Raw genomic sequence first — 19,108 nt, 5'->3', positions numbered from 1 at the left:
TTGTCGGGATAAAATAAAAAGTGCGGTGAAATTTCACCGCACTTTTTTTATCGATATTGAATGGCTTTTGGGTAACCGATCTGTAACGTTAATTTTCGATTGCTTTCCACAACGTTTTTCCGTGATTCAATAAAAAAGCGCGAGGTCATGGTTTTTTCACCGTGATTGAGAAAAATTTCCACGACAGAATAATCAAAGAAAATTTCTACTGTTTGCAGATTCTCAATTTCACAGAAACGTTTACTACCGAATTTTTCCATCAATGCGGTTTGTTCACTTTGGCTACGATCTAAACAAACCAATCCGTTTTCATAAGAAAGACGCAATGATTGTCCTTGTTCATTTTGGAAGAAGGCTAAATCAAAAGCTTGATTATTCGACTCAAATTTTATGTAGGCACGATCTAAGTCTGCAATTTTGGCTTTGCCATCAAGATCAAACGTAGAAAGTGCGGTCAGATTTTCATATGTTTTTGCAATGGGGCATTGGTGGATTTTGTTGCCTTCTAAGCGCAATTCTCTTGGTAGCGTTAAAGCCGAATGCCATTTGAATTGGTCTGTCGGATAGGTTAAGTCCGGCAATCCGATCCAACCGAACAGGATGGCATTTTCTGTCTTGCTAAGACCTGCAAAAGTTTGTGGTGCGTAGAAATCAAAGCCTTGATCCAGTTCGGCGATGTGTTCGGCGTGAAAGGTTAAGCCCTCGAATTTGCCGACGGCATACACAGCGTGGTAGTTATTTTGAAATTGATGAGCTTCCCGTAATTTGCCTTGTGGCGACCAAATAAACACGTCTTTGCCGCCTAATTTGAATAAATCCGGGCATTCCCACATGAATACTTGGCGATTATCAAAGACAGGGATATTTAATTCGCCCAATAAATGTGGTTCGGCGTTTAAGTCATCCATTTCGTATAACAATGCGGTACCACTGAGATCTTCTCGTTGTGCACCAAGTACAAAACGAATTTTACCTTCTGCCGTGACAAAAGGTTTTGGATCGCGGACGTGTTCGGTATAACCTTTCGGCGCTTGATTAAGCAGACAACGTTTGGAGAGCAATTTCCCTTCTTTAGAAAAGATTGCCATATTTTGATGAGGAATGCGTTGGTTTTCCGCATTGCGTGTGTTGCCGGTGTAAAAGGCGACAATTTGTTCCTGCCAAATAATGGCACCACCTGAATAACAGCCGTGCGATTCAAAAAGTTCGCAAGGAATGAGATCATCAGCGGATTGATAATGTTGGAAATCTTTGGTGATCAAATGTTTCCAATGTTTCATACCGTGTATGGCATCAAAAGGAAACCATTGATAAAAAAGGTGATATTTCACGCCATCAAAGATGAGACCGTTAGGATCGTTCATTAGCCCTGTTGGTGGCGCAATATGAAAGTGCGGTCGGAAATTTGTGTCTTTTTGTACGGTTTGAGCAATTTCCGCAAGCTCACAGGATGCTGCCGCAAGGATGCTTTTGTATTTTCCGTTATTGAAAATAGGCATAAGGATTCTCCCTCTCTGTTGGGGCAGGTGGCACGCATCACGAGACGCGTGCTATCGGATTGAATTAAAAAACTAGTTCACCAAAAAATCGGCTAATTGCATTTTATTCGGTAGGGCAGACATTGCCCCTTTTGCGGTAGTCGCTAACGCGCCACAGGCATTAGCTTGACGGATAATTTGCTCAAGCACAGCGGTTTCTTGCCAATTTACATGTTGTGAAAGGCCGGAAAGAAGACCACCAACGAACGCGTCACCTGCGCCAGTGGTGTCAACCGGTTTCAAGGCTTTGCCGGCAACGATGTCTTTCTTACCCGCTAGATGGTAGAGGGCACCGTCTTTGCCTAGTGTGACGATAATCAATTTTTCCGGATAAAGTGCGGTGATTTTTTCAAACGCTTCGTCTAAGGTTTGTGTGTCAGTGAGGAGCGTTAATTCTTCTTCTGAAAACTTCAACACATCCGCCAATGCTACCGCCTGCATCACCGTTTCTTTCATGTCTTCAAAACTTGACCACAGGGATTCGCGTAGATTCGGATCAAAAGAGAAGAATCCGCCTGCGGCTTTAATACGACGAATGGCTTCAAAAGTCGTTTCACGGGAAGGATTGTTGATTAATGCAATCGAGCAACAGTGTAGCCATTCATTCGCTTGGAAATTCGGTAAGTCTGCCACTTGCAAAAACTGGTCGGCACTTGGATTCACCATGAAGGTAAAGCTGCGTTCGCCGTTATCTAATCCAACGACAACCGTTGACGTGCGTTGTTGCGGATCAAGAATCATGTAGTTGGTTTGTACGTTTTCCTGTTGTAGGGTTTGTTGCATAAATTCGCCCAAGGGATCTTTGCCCACGCGACCGATAAATGCACTTTCACCGCCTAAACGGGAAATACCTACCGCCACGTTTGCCGGCGCCCCGCCCGCACAGCGCAAGTAATGATTTTCTCCGTCGGGGATTAAATCCACCACGGCATCACCTAATACCCAAATTTTTTGGCTCATCTTTTGCTCCTCGTGTTAACCCTAAAAAACGTGGATAAAAATAACCGCACTTTATGATGTCATAAGTGCGGTTCATTTTTATGATGTTTTTATTTCACCGTGACCTTGGCGAATTTGCGTTTACCCACTTGGTAAACCGCAGTAGAAGCGCTGATAACCAGTTTGGCATCTTCTACTTTTTCACCGTCAATTTTCACGCCACCTTGTTGTACCATGCGGTTGGCTTCTGAAGTCGAAGCAACCAAGCCGGCTTCTTTTAACAAGTTGGCAAGGCCGATTTCACCTTCAAAGGTAAATTCAGGCATCTCATCAGGCATCGCGCCTTTTTGGAAACGGTTGATAAATTCTTGTTCAGCCGCATCTGCAGCCGCCTCATCATGGAAACGGGCAATGATTTCTTTGGCTAATAAGATTTTTACATCTCGTGGATTTTTGCCGTTCGCCACATCTGCTTTCAGTTGGGCGATTTCAGTTAATGGACGGAAAGAAAGCAAGTTGTACCAATCCCACATTAAATCATCGGAAATGGACATGATTTTGCCGAACATCTCACCCGGTGCTTCGGTAACACCGATATAGTTGCCAAGGGATTTGGACATTTTCTTCTCGCCATCCAAGCCCACTAATAACGGCAGGGTAATCGCCACTTGTGGTTTTTGACCGGCAGATTTTTGTAATTCACGACCCACTAATAAATTGAATTTTTGGTCGGTTCCGCCTAACTCAACATCGGCTTCCAACGCAACAGAATCATGACCTTGCAAGAGCGGGTAAATAAATTCATGAATCGCAATTGGTTGATTGTTAGAGAAACGTTTTTTGAAATCATCACGTTCCAACATACGGGCAACAGTGTAGTTGCTCGCTAAACGAATCATGCCTTCGGTGCCTAATTTACCTAACCATTCAGAGTTAAATACGATACGGGTTTTTTGCGGATCGAGAATTTTGTAAATTTGTTGTTTGTAGGTTTCCGCATTGCGTAACACATCTTCGCGGCTAAGCGGTGGACGAGTCGTGTTTTTACCGGACGGATCGCCTACCATGCCGGTGAAGTCACCGATTAAGAAATAAACTTCGTGGCCTAATTGTTGGAATTGACGTAATTTGTTTAATACCACAGTGTGACCTAAATGAATATCCGGTGCGGTTGGGTCTGCGCCGAGTTTCACGCGCAATGGGCGATTTTCTTTAAGTTTTTCAATTAAATCCTGTTCAGAAAGAATTTCATCTACGCCGCGTTTTAGTTCCGCGAGAACGGTATTCATATCAGTCATGTATTTTCCTAATGTTATTCAATTTACCGAAAGGCTACATTATAGAGGTTATTCGACAAATTTGAATTATTTTTAAGGAAAAGGCCGGATTTCAGGCGAAAAAAACGCCTCTTGTGGGGGATGAGGCGTTGAAGTTGGAGTGATTATCTATAATTTGTTTTGGTGATTGAATGATAATTATTCTCAAAAATAATGTCAAGCACTTTAATGAAAATAATTCTCAAATAATTTGCTTAAATGGAGTTTATCTTAAGTGGTACGACCTTTGTGAGATGAAGTGCGGTCGGAATTCCCTGCGTTTTTTCAAATTCAGCGGCATATGCATAGGCTTCTACGCCTTCTTTGAGGGCTTGCTGGAAAAGCGCGTCATATTTGGCGTCAATGTGTTTTGCGATTTGAAAATGATCGAAGCCATCGTGTAAGCCACAGAAGAAAATCACCGCACGATGGCCTTGTTTTTTCATTGCGATCAATTCGCGCAAGTGTTTTTGTCCGCGTGTCGTGACGGCATCAGGAAACATCCCGAGTTTTTTGGCGTTATCCACATACGTGATGGATTTCACTTCCACATAACAATCGGGCAGATCTTTGCCTTTTAGCAGAAAATCAATGCGGCTGTTTTCCTCGCCGTATTTCACTTCCGGATGAATTTCGTCATACATAGCCAGTTCAAGGATGTGTTTTTTTTGTAAGGCATCAAAGGTGAGCTGATTAGAGCGGTGGGTGTTAATGCAAACCATATTGCCATTTGCTAATTGCGTTAATTCCCATGAGCTTGGGTATTTCCGAGTGGCACTGTCGGAGGTGGAATACCAGACGGTGTCGCCTTCTGCACCACAGCCGATCATGGCGCCGGTATTGGCGCAGTGTAGCGTGGTGATGTCGCCGTTTGGCAGTTGTACATCTGTTAAGAAACGTTTGTAACGGCGGATTAAGGTGGCGGATTGTAGAGGTGGTAATTGCATTGTGTTTGACCTTGAGCATCAAAGTGCGGTTAAGTTTTTCCGTGTTTTTTAACTGACCGAGTGTGAAGCGGCAGCCAAAATATTCGCGCGCTAAGATAGCAAAGCGGGGGAGGAATTTCTAATTTTTTTATGTGCTACCATAAATTGTAATAGGGATCACATATTGAATAAAAAGCCGAAAATTTTTTTTCGTTTTTAGGGGAACAATGATAGAGTGAGGGCTAATTTGACAGCCTAGAGGCGTCATTTCGGGCGGGTAAATTTGTTACCTACATCTTAATCAATCAAAGGGAATCATTATGTTAATTGGTGTACCTAGAGAACTGCTTGATAATGAAAGTCGTGTGGCGGCAACGCCGAAAACGGTTCAGCAAATTTTGAAGCTTGGCTTTGAGGTGATTGTTGAACATGATGCGGGTTTCAAAGCGAGTTTTGAAGATCAGGCATTTGTAGCTGCCGGTGCGAAAGTCGGTGATGCCGCACAGGTTTGGCAAGCGGACATTATTTTTAAAGTCAACGCGCCGACCGACGATGAAATCGCTTTAATTAAAGAAGGAGCAACCTTAGTCAGCTTCATCTGGCCTGCACAAAATCCGCAGCTCATGGACAAATTGTCAGCGAAAAAAATCAATGTGTTGGCGATGGATGCCGTGCCGCGTATTTCACGTGCGCAAGCATTGGATGCATTAAGTTCAATGGCAAATATTGCGGGTTATCGTGCCGTGGTAGAAGCCGCACATGAATTCGGCAGTTTCTTCACCGGACAAATTACCGCCGCAGGTAAAGTACCACCGGCAAAAGTATTGGTGATTGGTGCGGGTGTTGCCGGTCTTGCCGCGATTGGTGCAGCAAATAGCCTCGGTGCTATCGTACGTGCCTTTGACTCCCGTCCGGAAGTAAAAGAACAAGTAGAAAGTATGGGTGCAAGCTTCCTTGAAATCGATTTCAAAGAAGAAGGCGGCAGTGGCGATGGTTATGGGAAAGTGATGTCCGAGGAATTCAATCGTCGCGCGCTTGCCCTTTACGCAGAACAAGCGAAAGAAGTGGACATTATCATTACCACCGCATTAATTCCGGGCAGACCGGCACCGCGCTTAATCACCAAAGAAATGGTGGAATCCATGAAACCGGGTAGCGTGATTGTGGATTTAGCAGCGGCAACCGGTGGTAACTGTGAATTAAGTAAAGCCGGCGAAGTGGTGGTCACCGACAATCAAGTGAAAATCATTGGTTACACCGATTTACCAAGCCGCCTACCAACGCAATCTTCTCAACTTTACGGTACCAACCTTGTTAACTTATTGAAATTGCTTTGCAAAAATAAAGACGGTCAAATCGACATCAATTTCGACGACGTGGTATTGCGTGGCGTAACAGTGATTCGTGATGGCGAAGTCACATGGCCGGCACCGCCAATTCAAGTGTCTGCGCAACCGCAACAACAAGCGAAAGCCGCAAGTGCGGTCAAAAAAGAGGAAGAAAAACCAACGGATCCGCGTAAAAAATACGGCATTATGGCGGCAGTGGGTGTGCTTTTCTTATGGCTCACGTCTATTGCGCCAGCAGCTTTCCTTTCTCACTTAACTGTTTTCGTCTTGGCTTGTGTCGTGGGTTACTATGTGGTTTGGAATGTAAGCCATGCGCTACACACCCCTCTGATGGCGGTAACGAATGCGATTTCAGGGATTATTATCGTGGGGGCGTTATTGCAAATCTCACAAGGTAATTTCTTCATTAGTGTGTTGGCGTTTATTGCGATTTTAGTGGCAAGCATCAACATTTTCGGTGGCTTCCGCGTCACTCAACGTATGCTTTCCATGTTTAGAAAAGGCTAAGGAGAAAATCATGTCAGAAGGTTTTGTACAAGCTGCGTATATTGTTGCAGCGTTGCTCTTCATTATGAGCTTAGCCGGTCTTTCTAAACACGAAACGGCAAAAGCAGGGTGCTGGTATGGTATTATCGGGATGGGGATTGCTCTCATCGCCACCATCTTCGGGCCAAAATCCGAAGGCACATTGTGGATCATCATTGCGATGGTGATTGGTGGTGCGATTGGTATTCAGCGTGCATTAAAAGTCGAAATGACAGAAATGCCGGAATTAGTGGCAATCTTGCACAGCTTCGTCGGTTTAGCTGCCGTATTGGTAGGCTATAACAGCTACGGTTTGCATGATATCCCAACCATGCCGAGCGGTTTAAATGACGTAGAACAAGCGAAATTCCTTGCAGAACAAGCCGCACTTGCTAGCGTGCATAACGTGGAAGTGTTCTTAGGGATCTTCATCGGTGCGGTGACCTTCACCGGCTCTGTAGTGGCATTCGGTAAATTAAGCGGAAAAATTAATTCTAAAGCCTTAATGTTGCCACACCGTCATAAATTAAACTTAGCGGCGCTCATCGTTTCCGCCTTGTTAATGGTGGCGTTCTTAAGTGAACCGGAAAATATCTTCCCGGTATTAATCATGACCGTGATTGCCCTTGCTTTCGGTTGGCATTTAGTGGCCTCTATCGGTGGTGCAGACATGCCGGTGGTGGTGTCCATGTTGAACTCCTATTCCGGTTGGGCCGCGGCGGCGGCAGGTTTCATGCTTAGCAATGACTTGTTAATCGTGACCGGTGCGCTTGTGGGTTCTTCCGGTGCGATCTTGTCTTACATCATGTGTAAAGCCATGAACCGCTCTTTCATCAGTGTTATCGCCGGTGGTTTTGGTAATGACGTTCAAGTGTCTTCCGATACGGAACAAGGCGAACACCGTGAAACAACCGCAGAAGAAGTGGCGGAATTGTTGAAAAATTCCAGCTCTGTGATCATCACCCCAGGATACGGCATGGCGGTGGCGCAAGCACAATATCCGGTGGCAGAAATCACCCAAAAATTACGCGAACGCGGCGTGAACGTGCGTTTCGGTATCCACCCGGTTGCCGGACGTTTGCCGGGCCACATGAACGTGTTATTGGCGGAAGCCAAAGTGCCTTACGACATCGTGTTGGAAATGGATGAAATCAACGATGATTTCGCTGACACCGACACCGTATTGGTTATCGGCGCGAACGACACCGTAAACCCTGCCGCAATGGATGACCCGCACAGCCCAATCGCCGGTATGCCGGTATTAGAAGTGTGGAAAGCGGCTAACGTAGTGGTATTCAAACGTTCTATGAATACCGGTTACGCCGGCGTACAAAATCCACTGTTCTTCAAAGAAAACACCCAAATGCTGTTTGGTGATGCGAAAGAACGTGTGGATGACATCTTAAAAGCGTTGTAATTTGCTTTAGATGACAAGCTAAAAAATAAAAGTGCGGTGAGCTTTCACCGCATTTTTTGTTTCTGAGAAATGCATTTCAATTAATGAATCATTCGTCCAATAAAGCTATAATTACACCATTCGTTTAATAAAAAGGAAGTAAGCATGACAGAGCAGGCTTTGCACGCGGAACAGAATGAATGCGTCATAACAAACGACATTCGGCTGACGCAATATAGCCACGGTGCCGGTTGAGGCTGCAAAATATCGCCTAAGGTTTTAGAGGAAATTTTGCATACCGAAATGGCACCGTTTATTGACCCGAATCTCCTTGTCGGCAATGACACCAAGGATGACGCGGCGGTGTATGATTTAGGCAATGGTACGTCGATTATCAGTACCACGGACTTTTTCATGCCGATTGTGGACGATCCTTTTGATTTCGGACGCATTGCGGCAACCAACGCTGTGAGCGATATTTTCGCCATGGGCGGAAAGCCGATTATGGCGATTGCGGTGTTTGGCTTCCCGATTAACAAATTGCCCGCAAGCGTGGCGCAACGCATTATTGACGGCGGCCGTTTCGCTTGTCAGGAGGCGGGCATTGCCCTTGCCGGCGGACACTCCATTGACTCGCCGGAACCGATTTTTGGCTTGGCGGTGACCGGCATTATCGACACAGAGAAAGTGAAACGAAATGCCTCTGCTGAAGCCGGTTGCAACTTGTATTTAACCAAGCCATTGGGCATCGGCGTATTAACGACGGCAGAGAAACAAGGCAAATTAAAAGCCGAACATAAAGGCTTGGCGACCAAGTGGATGTGCCAAATGAATTTGCTAGGAAGTCAGCTTTCAAACATTGAAGGTGTCACTGCGATGACGGATGTCACCGGTTTTGGCTTGTTAGGGCATTTAGCCGAAATCTGCGAAGGCTCAAATCTCAATGCCGAAGTGGATTTTGCTAACATTAAAACCCTAGACGGTGTGTACGATTACATTGCACAAGGCTGTATTCCGGGCGGTACAAACCGTAATTTCGACAGCTACGGACACAAAATCGCCCCAATAACGGATTTACAAAAAGCCGTTCTATGTGACCCGCAAACCTCCGGTGGCTTACTCATCGCCGTCAAACCGGATTCGGAAAAAGAGGTTTTTGCCGTTGCTCAAAACGCTGGTGTTGAATTATATCCTGTCGGCAAACTCATGGAACGACAAGCCTCACCGGAATTTATTGTGGTGAAATAGCGTTAATTTTATGATCAAAGTGCGGTCATTTTTCCAAGTGTTTTTTGAAATGAAAAACGTTTGAGGAAATGACCGCATTTTTTTAGTCATGAAAATTTATGCTAGCGCGCATTGCCTAACGCGAGCCCTAAAAAGTAAATAAAGTGCGGTGAGTTTTTGAAATGTTTTTAATTGAAATTGGGCACACGCTGGGAAGCGTGCGCCAACAGATTGTGCTAATAAGGAAAGATAGTGCCAGCGTCCACGCTGGTGCTGTTTAATAATACATTGCGAATTTTACCCATAAGTCGTTGGCAGAATTAATATTCAAAATTCTTTAGATTTTTTACCGCACTTTTAGCTGATAGGCACAAGCGAGGACGCTTGCGCCATCATAAAATTAACGATATTTGCTCTGAATTAACGCATCTAATTCAGCAAGATTTTCAATTTTGTCCATATCACTCAAGATATCTCTAAGAATTTGAGATGTGACAATATAAGTTTTTCCATCTGTAGATTTTGGTATCGTTCTATTTAAGCTTTTTAGAAAATCTCTAACTGGTTTATTGAATAATGGATATTCATTAGGATATTCTAAAGAAAGTAATTCAGATAGTAATGCTTTTCTATTTGAAATATTTTTATTTTGTAAGTTGTTAATTTCTTTTTCTACTATATTATCCCTCTCATCAGATTTGGTCTTGTATATTCTATCTAATGCTTGGCATAATAACTTAAAGTTATCACGACTCCCACGTCTAGACCAATCAAATCTAGGCTGAAAACTGATACCTTGTTTTAATATTTCTTTTAAATTTTCATAAAAATTTTTGTGGCTTATTTCACCATTAGCACATTTTGAAATTAGTTTTTTTAGTTCTTTTTGATGAATTTTATAGTTTTCAAGTTGTTTTCTTCTCGATGAAATTAACTCTTCATCATATGAGAGTAAATCTTTTAATGTTTTTTCATACATATTTAATTGTTCAATTCTAAGTGGTATTGCTTGGTTATATTTATCTATCCATTCTTTTGTAACTACTTTTGATTCTTTTTCAATACTAGATATCCATTTTATAACATCTAAAAATTGTTTCTCAGAAAGAAAAGTTAATATATTAGCTTCACAATTTGAATTAAATGCTGCATTTGTTAGATTTGACGAACCTATTAATGCATAGTATTCATTGTTACTATTTTTCCAAAAAATAGCTTTGGGGTGAAATCCTTGAATATGCTCTGCAACAAGAAATTTTTCTTGAAATTCTGAAGGAAGCCAATCTAGTACATTTTTTACAGCTTTCTTTCTAGATAAACCAAAATCTTTACCAAATATAAATCTAAACTTAGAAGGTTTTATTTTGGGGTTAAGTTTTGTATTTATGTTCCACTCAGTTAGGTATGCAGAAACAATATATAGTTCAACAGCTTCAGAAATTGCTTTTTGATAAAAATCTAATAATTCAGATTCATTTTCTTTTGTATGTAAAAATAATTTTGGTTCTTTCATTCTTGATTCCTCCCATATAGGTTATTAAATTTTCTAAAAATATATTTTGCTTAAGATAAGATCATATACTATCTAGGTATTAAATTAGAAAACTACTTCATCGCAACCCCCAACCACTTCATCATCTCTCTCTCATCCCAACCTTTACGTTTGGCATAATCTTGAGCTTGGTCTTCATCAATGCGACCTAAAGTGAAATAGTTGCTAGCGGGGTGGGTGAAGTACCAACCGCAGACGGAGGCTGCCGGCCACATGGCGTAGCTTTCGGTGAGTTTCATACCGATGCGTTGTTCCACTTCTAATAAATCCCAAATTAAGGCTTTTTCGGTATGTTCCGGGCAGCTTGGATAGCCCGGTGCAGGGCGGATGCCGACATAGTTTTCATTGATTAAACCTTGGTTGTCGAATTTTTCTTGTGTGTAGCCCCAAATGCGGGTGCGAAGCTCAAAGTGCAGGTATTCAGCCATGGCTTCGGCGAGGCGATCGCCCACTGCTTGTAGCAAGATAGCGTTGTAGTCATCACCCGCCGCTTTATAGCCTTCCACTAAATCCATTTCTTCAACGCCGGCACACACGGCAAACATCCCGAACCAGTCTTTTTTACCGCTTTCGCGATCGGCGATAAAATCGCTTAAGCAGAAGTTAAATGGGCTTTTGCTGTTTTTGCCACGTTCCGTTTGTTGGCGTAAGCCGTAAGCGGTGCCAATGGCTTGCGTGCGTTCTTCATCAGAGAATAGCACCACATCATCGCCCACACGTTCCGCAGGGGAAATGCCTAAAATACCGCTTGGGTTGAGTTTGTGGTTTTGCTCTAATTCATCTAAAACCACTTGTGCATCGTTCCATACACGACGGGCTTCTTCGCCGCCTTCCGGATAATCAAAGGCATCAGGGTAGCCGCCCATCAAGCCCCAAATACGGAAGAATGGCGACCAGTCGATAAATTTGCGTAGTTCGGCAATCGGCACGTTTTTGAATTCCACAATGCCTGTTTGTTTTGGCGTTGGTGGCACATAATCCGCCCATTCACCGCTAAAGCCATCGAAACGGTTGGCGCGAGCTTCTTCAATACTAAGCTGTTTACGTAGCGGTTTACGATTTGCAAAAGATTGTTGAATTTTTTCGTAATCCTTTTTGAACTGTTCCCACAATGCCGCGCGCCCTTCAGGGTTCATCAATGTGGCACATACGGTTACCGCACGGGAAGCGTTTGAGGTATAGAACACACCGTGTTGTTTATATTTTGGATAAAGTTTAATGGCGGTATGTTCTTTGGAGGTGGTTGCGCCGCCGATCAACACCGGCAAGTTCAAGCCTAAACGCGTCATTTCGCCGAGGAAGTATTCCATTTCGTCTAGGGATGGCGTAATCAAACCGCTCAAGCCGATAATATCCGCTTTTTCATCAATCGCCGTTTGAATGATTTTGTCTGCCGGCACCATGACGCCTAAGTCAATCACTTCAAAGTTATTACATTGCAACACCACGCTCACGATGTTTTTACCGATGTCATGCACGTCGCCTTTCACGGTGGCGATCACCACTTTACCATTGCTTGAGCCTTTTTGTTTGGTGGCGTTGATAAACGGCTCTAAATACGCCACGGATTGTTTCATCACGCGTGCGGATTTCACCACTTGCGGGAGGAACATTTTGCCGTCACCGAATAAATCGCCCACCACGTCCATGCCTGCCATGAGTGGGCCTTCAATTACTTCCAACGGCGTTGGCAATTTTTGGCGGGCTTCTTCGGTGTCTTCAATAATATGTGTGGTAATGCCTTTCACAAGGGCGTGTTTTAAGCGTTCTTCCACCGGCCACGTACGCCATTCGGCGACAGAATCCACCGCACTTTCATCATTGCCTTGGTTGCGATATTTTTCCGCAATATCCAATAAACGTTCTGTGCCATCCGGTGTGCGGTTCAAGACGGCGTCTTCAATCACATTGCGTAATTCCGGATCCAGATCATCGTAAATCGCGAGCTGTCCTGCGTTTACGATCCCCATGTCCATGCCTTGTTTGATGGCGTGATAGAGGAAGACGGCATGAATGGCCTCACGCATCACATTGTTACCTCGGAAAGAGAAGGATACGTTTGACACACCGCCCGAAATTTTGGCATGTGGCAAGCTGCGTTTAATGCGACCTGTGGCGTTAATGAAATCCACGCCGTAGTTGTTGTGTTCTTCAATCCCGGTGCCGATGGCGAAAATATTCGGGTCGAAAATGATGTCTTCCGGCGGGAAGCCAAGTTGGTTGACTAAGATGTTATAAGCACGGGTACAGATTTCGACTTTGCGATCTTCGGTATCCGCTTGCCCAACTTCGTCAAATGCCATCACGACCACGGCGGCGCCGTATTTACGTACCAGTTTGGCGTGTTCGATAAAGATTTCTTCGCCTTCTTTCAACGAGATGGAGTTCACAATCGGTTTACCTTGTACCGATTGCAGGCCCGCCTCAATCACTTCCCATTTGGAGGAGTCGATCATCACCGGCACTTTGGCTGCATCGGGTTCGGTCGCCATGATGTTGAGGAAACGGGTCATGCATTTTTTGCCGTCGAGTAAGGCTTCGTCCATGTTCACGTCGATCACTTGCGCACCGTTTTCCACTTGGTCGATGGCAATTTCAATGGCTTCGGCAAATTTGTCTTCTTTAATTAAGCGTTTAAATTTCGCCGAGCCTGTCACGTTATTACGTTCGCCCACGTTCACGAACAGGCTTTCATCATCAATGTTGAGCGGTTCTAAACCTGATAAACGCATGGCGGTTTTGATTTGTGGCAATTTGCGTGGTGGGATATTTTCTACCGCATCGGCAAAGGCTTTGATGTGTTCCGGTGTGGTACCGCAACAGCCACCGATAATGTTCACAAAGCCGCTTTCCGCCCATTCTTTCAGGTGTGCCGCCATGTCTTCTGCGCCAAGATCGTAGCCGCCGAAGGCATTCGGCAAGCCTGCGTTGGGATGCACGGAAACGTAGGTTTCGCTGATTTTAGACAGTTGTTCGACATACTGGCGAAGTTCTTTCGGACCTAGCGCACAGTTCAAACCGAATGTGAGTGGTTTGGCGTGGCGAAGCGAGTTGTAGAACGCTTCAGTGGTTTGTCCTGAAAGGGTACGACCGGAAGCATCGGTAATGGTGCCGGAAATCATAATTGGCAATTCCACGCCTAATTCTTCAAACACGGTTTCGATGGCAAACACCGCCGCTTTAGCATTTAGCGTGTCGAAAATGGTTTCGATCATAATTAAATCGGCACCGCCTTTGATTAAGCCGCGTGTAGCTTCCGAATAGGCATCCACCAATTCCATAAAGGTCACATTACGGAAACCCGGATCGTTTACGTTCGGGGAAATGGACGCAGTGCGGTTCGTCGGGCCGAGAATCCCCGCGACGAAACGTGGTTTTTCCGGTGTGCTGTATTTATCCGCCGCCAAACGAGCCAGTTTTGCACCGGCAAAGTTGAGTTCGTAGGCAATGGATTGCAAATCGTAATCTGCTTGCGCAATAGTGGTGGAGCTGAATGTATTGGTTTCGATAATGTCCGCACCGGCTTCTAAATATTTTTCGTGAATGGCGGAAATGAGTAACGGTTGGGTGAGGGTTAGTAAATCATTATTGCCGCGTAAATCGATAGCGCTTTCAGCAAAGCGTTCACCACGGAAATCCGCTTCGGTGAGTTTATATTTTTGGATCATCGTGCCCATGGCGCCGTCTAAAATTAAGATACGTTGGGCGAGGGCATTTTTTAGTATTTCAGTGGTGTTTTTCAAAATAAGCTTTCCGTTTGTTGGAGTTCAAATAAATGGGAGGAATAGTAGGAAGATGTGCTTGCGCTGTCAAATGTTATCTCTCTAAAAGTGCGGTGTTTTTTTAACGCATTTTTCTAGTAGGCATAAGAAGAGAATTCTTTGCCGATATTCTGCTTTTTATCTTGGTCTATGCTAAACTAGCGCGCAATTTTTCTCGTATTTTTAATGATTTTTATCCCTTATGACCTTATCTACCCCTCTTTTTATTGCATTGCGCTATTGGCGGGCGAAAAGTGCCGATCGTTTTGGACGGTTGGTGACGAATTTAGCCAGTTTCGGCATTGTGCTTGGCGTGATGGCATTGATCATTGTGCTGTCTGTGATGAACGGTTTGGAAGGCTATCAAAAGCAACAAGTGCTTTCTTCCATTCCACACGCCATTGTCAGCCCGAACGGCAAGGTGAAGATCGACGATGCCGAGCCAACTATGCCGAGTTTTGTGCAAAAAGCCGTGCCGATAAACATGACAAATGTGATTTTTCAAACCGCGGGCGGTGTCAGTGCGGGACAAGTGATTGGGATTCGACAATTTGCTGATGACCCAATTTTATCCACATTGTCTGAGCAGAATTTTGAGGATTTGCTCCCGACAGGCGAATTTAAAATTATCATTGGCGATCAACTGGCGCAGAAATTAAACCTGCATATTGGCGATAAAGTACGTTTAATGATTACTGAAAACAGCCAATACACGCCATTTGGGCGCGTGCCGTTGCAACGTTTATTTACCGTCAGTGAAATCTATTTTGAGACGGGCGAAGTATCCGGTTATGAAGCGTTTGCCAATTTAACGGACATTGGACGCTTAATGCGAATTCAGCCGGGCGAAGCACAAGGTTTCCGTTTATTTTTAACAGATCCGTTCCAAATTACCGAGTTGCCGGCTGCGTTTCCGTCGGCAGAGCAAATCACCGATTGGCGCACACAAAAAGGCGAATTTTTCCAAGCGGTGCGTATGGAAAAAAACATGATGGGCTTGTTGGTGAGCTTAATTATTGTGGTGGCGGTGTCCAATATTATTACGTCTTTAAGCCTGATGGTGGTGGACAAACAGGGCGAAATCGCCATTTTGCAAACCCTCGGTTTAACAAAAGGACAAGTGCGTTCCATCTTTATTTATCAAGGCTTATTGGTCGGTTTGATGGGCACCTTGATAGGCGCCATATTGGGCGTGTTAGTGACGTTAAATTTGGACGCTATTGTGAATATCTTAGGCGCAAAAACGATGTATTTGCCGACCGCACTTGAGCCTTGGCAAATTCTGACGATTATCGCGTTTTCCTTATTATTGTCATTGTTATCCACCATTTATCCGGCCTATCGCGCCGCGAAAGTGGAACCGGCAGAAGCCTTGCGCTACGAATAAAAAGAGATGAAAAAATGAATACAGCATTATTATCTTGCCAAAATGTGAGTAAATTTTACCAAGAAGGCACCCAACAAACGGAAGTGCTAAAACAGGTGTCTTTTTCTATGCAACCGAGCGAATTGGTCGCGATTGTGGGCAGTTCAGGTTCGGGCAAAAGTACGTTATTGCATACCTTGGGCGGATTAGATCAACCGAGCAGCGGTGAAGTGTTTATCAAAGGGCAATCGTTGCAACAAATGACGCCGAATGCCTTGGCAAAGTTGCGCAATCAATATTTAGGCTTTGTGTATCAGTTTCATCATTTGATGGCAGATTTCACCGCACTTGAGAACGTGATGATGCCTATGCTTATCGGGCAACAAAACAAAACGGAAGCGCAGGATCGCGCAGAACAGATCTTAAGTGCGGTCGGTTTACAGCACAGAATTTCACATCGTCCCTCTGCGTTATCCGGTGGAGAACGCCAACGTGTGGCGATTGCCCGTGCGTTGGTGAATAACCCGGCATTGGTGTTGGCTGACGAACCTACCGGCAATTTGGATCACAAAACCACGGAAAGCATTTTTGAGCTAATTCAACAGCTCAATCAAGAAAAGCAGATTGCGTTCTTGTTGGTGACCCACGACTTAAATTTGGCGGAAAAATTGAATCGCCGTTTAATTATGCAAGACGGCGTGTTACGCGAGGAAAATGCCTGATGAATACGCCATTTTTTATTAGTTGGCGCTATCAACGCAGTAAGCATAAAAACCGTTTGGTGTCGCTGATTTCGTTTTTTTCCAGTATGGGCATTGCCTTGGGCGTGGCGGTGTTAATTATCGGCTTAAGTGCCATGAACGGCTTTGAACGTGAACTCAATCAACGGATTTTGGCGGTCGTGCCCCATGCGGAAATTTCCTCTGCAAGAGGGCAAAACAACGCACCGATTGATCATTGGCAACATCTTGCCGCTAAGTTGAAGCAAAACCCGCAAATCATTGGCGTTTCGCCTTTCGTCAGTTTTACCGCGCTCGTGGAAAACGGTGCGAAATTAAAAGTAGTGCAAATCAAAGGTGTGGAAACGGCGTTGCAAGATCAAGTGAGTTCCCTTGGGCATTTTGTGTTAAATCAGGGATGGCAAAATTTTGCACAGAATGGCGGTTTGGTGCTGGGTTCGGGGATTGCACGAGAGTTGGATGTGCAAGAAGGGGATTGGGTTTCCCTGTTAATTTCACAACAAAAAGGCACGGAAAATTTGACGCAGCCGTTGCGTGAACGTATCCAGGTCACGGGGATTTTGCGTTTAGATGGACAGCTAGATCACAGCTATGCCCTCATGCCCTTGGCGCAGGCGCAGCAGTTGATGGATTATCAAGCGGAACAGGTGAGTGGGGTAGAACTGAAAACTACCGATCCGTTTAACATTCAAACCCTTGATTATTCCATGTTGCAAGATTATCCGCAGATGCTCTACCTGCAAAACTGGATCAGCAAATTCGGCTATATGTATCGTGATATTCAGCTGATTCGTACGGTGATGTACATTGCCATGGTGCTGGTGATTGGGGTGGCGTGTTTTAACATTGTGTCCACGCTCATCATGGCGGTAAAAGATAAAGCCGGTGACATTGCCATCATGCGTACCCTTGGCGCGAATAATGGGTTTATTAAGCGTATTTTTATTTGGTATGGCTTGCAGGCTGGCATGAAAGGCTGTCTGATTGGCATTGTGTTGGGCGTGATTTTGGCCTTAAATTTGACCGCACTTATTCAAGGCTTGGAAAGTGTCATCGGTAGAAAATTATTGTCCGACGGCATTTATTTCGTGGACTTCCTGCCAACCGAACTCCATTGGCAAGATGTGTTGCTGGTGTTGCTTTCTGCGTTAATTCTCAGTTTATTTGCCAGCCTTTATCCGGCAAATCGCGCAGCAAAATTGCAACCGGCACAAGTATTAAGCGGTCATTAAAAAAGAAATCAAACAAACTAGTTTACTAGTACAAATTACAGTGGTAGAGTAATACCACTTTTTTCGGTCATTTTAGAATTTTATGAAGATAAGCGAGTGAACAATGAATACAAAAAACGATATTTCCATTGAAAACGACGATACGCGAATTGGCAAGATTGAACAGGTGTTACCCCCGATTGCCTTGCTAGAAAAATATCCGGCAAGTAGCGTTGCGGCGAAAACGGTGGAAAATGCCCGTCACGAAGCGCATAAAATTATTCATGGTGAAGATGATCGTTTACTTGTGGTTATCGGGCCTTGTTCCATTCATGATCCGAAAGCCGCATTAGAATATGCGAAACGCATTAAATTAATGCGTGAAAAATACCAGGATACCTTACAAATTATCATGCGTGTGTATTTTGAAAAACCGCGTACCACTGTGGGTTGGAAAGGCTTAATTAATGACCCGCACTTAAATAATACGTATGCCTTGAACGACGGTTTGCGTATGGCGCGTAAATTGTTATCCGACATTAACGATTTAACCGTACCGACGGCAGGTGAGTTTTTGGACATGATCACACCGCAATATTTAGCCGACTTTATGAGTTGGGGCGCGATTGGCGCAAGAACCACCGAATCCCAAGTGCACCGTGAACTGGCTTCCGGTTTATCTTGTGCCGTTGGCTTTAAAAATGCGACCAACGGTGGCGTAAAAATTGCGTTAGATGCGATTGGTGCGGCAGAAGCACCGCATCATTTCTTGTCTGTTACGAAGTTTGGTCATTCTGCTATCGTTTCCACCAAAGGTAACGAAGACTGCCACATTATTTTGCGTGGTGGCGACAATGGCCCGAATTATAGCGAACAAGATGTTGCTAACGTATGTGATGAACTTGCCAAAGCGGGCTACAGAGCCCATGTCATGGTGGATTTCAGCCATGCCAACAGCTACAAACAATTCAAAAAACAATTAGATGTGAGCCGTGAAGTGGCACGTCAAATTGCTGCCGGCTCCGATAAAATTTTCGGCGTGATGATTGAAAGCCATTTGGTGGAAGGGCGTCAAGATTTGATCGAAGGCAAACCCTTAACTTACGGTCAAAGCATCACCGACAGCTGCATCGGTTGGGAAGACAGTGAAAAAGTCTTGCAAGAGTTATCCGATGCGGTGGCGGCAAAACGAAAATTAAACGGCTGATTTTTCTTTTCACCCGTTCATTTCAAACAAAAGTGCGGTGGATTTTCAGAGCGAA

Annotated in this window: 13 protein-coding genes; 7 read left to right on the top strand and 6 right to left on the bottom strand. The window is 44.5% G+C overall.

The genetic code is table 11. The annotated features are described in order from the left end of the window. Nucleotides 1-47 precede the first annotated feature (47 nt). From DK415_RS03535 to sfsA, 4 genes are all read right to left on the bottom strand, one after another. The gene (locus tag DK415_RS03535; RefSeq protein ID WP_109432490.1) at nucleotides 48-1,499 is read right to left on the bottom strand and encodes a glycoside hydrolase family 32 protein; all 1,452 of its coding nucleotides are present in this window, start codon (nucleotides 1,497-1,499) and stop codon (nucleotides 48-50) included. A gap of 72 nt (nucleotides 1,500-1,571) precedes the next feature. After that, complete coding sequence (locus DK415_RS03530; protein ID WP_109432489.1) at nucleotides 1,572-2,498, bottom strand: aminoimidazole riboside kinase; 927 nt, start codon at nucleotides 2,496-2,498, stop codon at nucleotides 1,572-1,574. Between the two features lie 89 nt (nucleotides 2,499-2,587). Continuing rightward, on the bottom strand, nucleotides 2,588-3,775 hold the full coding sequence (gene tyrS, locus DK415_RS03525; RefSeq protein WP_109432488.1) for a tyrosine--tRNA ligase: 1,188 nt from the start codon (nucleotides 3,773-3,775) through the stop codon (nucleotides 2,588-2,590). A 233-nt stretch (nucleotides 3,776-4,008) separates the two neighbouring features. Beyond that, entirely contained in the window at nucleotides 4,009-4,740 is a 732-nt protein-coding gene (gene sfsA / locus DK415_RS03520) for a DNA/RNA nuclease SfsA (RefSeq protein WP_109432487.1), read from the bottom strand. 299 nt (nucleotides 4,741-5,039) lie between these two features. On the opposite strand from sfsA, the gene pntA reads away from it, so the two are divergent. The 3 genes from pntA (at nucleotide 5,040) to selD (ending at nucleotide 9,237) form a co-directional block, all read left to right on the top strand. Then, nucleotides 5,040-6,575, top strand: coding sequence for a Re/Si-specific NAD(P)(+) transhydrogenase subunit alpha (gene pntA / locus DK415_RS03515; RefSeq protein WP_109432486.1), 1,536 nt, complete (start codon nucleotides 5,040-5,042; stop codon nucleotides 6,573-6,575). Between the two features lie 10 nt (nucleotides 6,576-6,585). Beyond that, nucleotides 6,586-8,010, top strand: coding sequence for a Re/Si-specific NAD(P)(+) transhydrogenase subunit beta (gene pntB, locus DK415_RS03510; RefSeq protein ID WP_006718444.1), 1,425 nt, complete (start codon nucleotides 6,586-6,588; stop codon nucleotides 8,008-8,010). A 186-nt stretch (nucleotides 8,011-8,196) separates the two neighbouring features. After that, nucleotides 8,197-9,237, top strand: coding sequence for a selenide, water dikinase SelD (selD, locus tag DK415_RS03505; RefSeq protein WP_109432542.1), 1,041 nt, complete (start codon nucleotides 8,197-8,199; stop codon nucleotides 9,235-9,237). A 379-nt stretch (nucleotides 9,238-9,616) separates the two neighbouring features. On the opposite strand, the gene DK415_RS03500 is transcribed toward selD, so the two are convergent. Both DK415_RS03500 and metH read right to left on the bottom strand, forming a co-directional pair. Beyond that, nucleotides 9,617-10,729, bottom strand: a complete 1,113-nt coding sequence (locus tag DK415_RS03500) for a phospholipase D family protein (protein WP_109432485.1) — start codon at nucleotides 10,727-10,729, stop codon at nucleotides 9,617-9,619. 92 nt (nucleotides 10,730-10,821) lie between these two features. Further along, on the bottom strand, nucleotides 10,822-14,514 hold the full coding sequence (gene metH / locus DK415_RS03495; RefSeq protein WP_109432484.1) for a methionine synthase: 3,693 nt from the start codon (nucleotides 14,512-14,514) through the stop codon (nucleotides 10,822-10,824). Nucleotides 14,515-14,731: 217 nt separating this feature from the next. On the opposite strand from metH, the gene DK415_RS03490 reads away from it, so the two are divergent. The 4 genes from DK415_RS03490 (at nucleotide 14,732) to aroG (ending at nucleotide 19,053) form a co-directional block, all read left to right on the top strand. Then, entirely contained in the window at nucleotides 14,732-15,916 is a 1,185-nt protein-coding gene (locus tag DK415_RS03490; RefSeq protein WP_109432483.1) for a lipoprotein-releasing ABC transporter permease subunit, read from the top strand. 14 nt (nucleotides 15,917-15,930) lie between these two features. Continuing rightward, a complete protein-coding gene (gene lolD, locus DK415_RS03485; protein WP_109432482.1) occupies nucleotides 15,931-16,617 on the top strand; it encodes a lipoprotein-releasing ABC transporter ATP-binding protein LolD in 687 nt (228 codons plus the stop codon). Then, nucleotides 16,617-17,867 carry a lipoprotein-releasing ABC transporter permease subunit LolE gene (gene lolE, locus DK415_RS03480; RefSeq protein WP_109432481.1) on the top strand — a complete coding sequence of 417 codons (1,251 nt, stop codon included), beginning with the start codon at nucleotides 16,617-16,619 and terminating at the stop codon, nucleotides 17,865-17,867. Before lolD ends, lolE begins: the two co-directional genes overlap by 1 nt. A 103-nt stretch (nucleotides 17,868-17,970) precedes the next feature. Then, complete coding sequence (gene aroG / locus DK415_RS03475; RefSeq protein WP_109432480.1) at nucleotides 17,971-19,053, top strand: 3-deoxy-7-phosphoheptulonate synthase AroG; 1,083 nt, start codon at nucleotides 17,971-17,973, stop codon at nucleotides 19,051-19,053. The last annotated feature ends 55 nt before the right edge of the window (nucleotides 19,054-19,108 follow it).

Origin of the sequence: Aggregatibacter segnis (assembly GCF_003130075.1) — a bacterium.
In the GTDB taxonomy this organism is placed as follows: Bacteria; Pseudomonadota; Gammaproteobacteria; order Enterobacterales; family Pasteurellaceae; genus Aggregatibacter; species Aggregatibacter segnis_A.
Note: the sequence above shows the minus strand (reverse complement) of the source record. Positions and strands in the feature narration are given on the sequence as shown.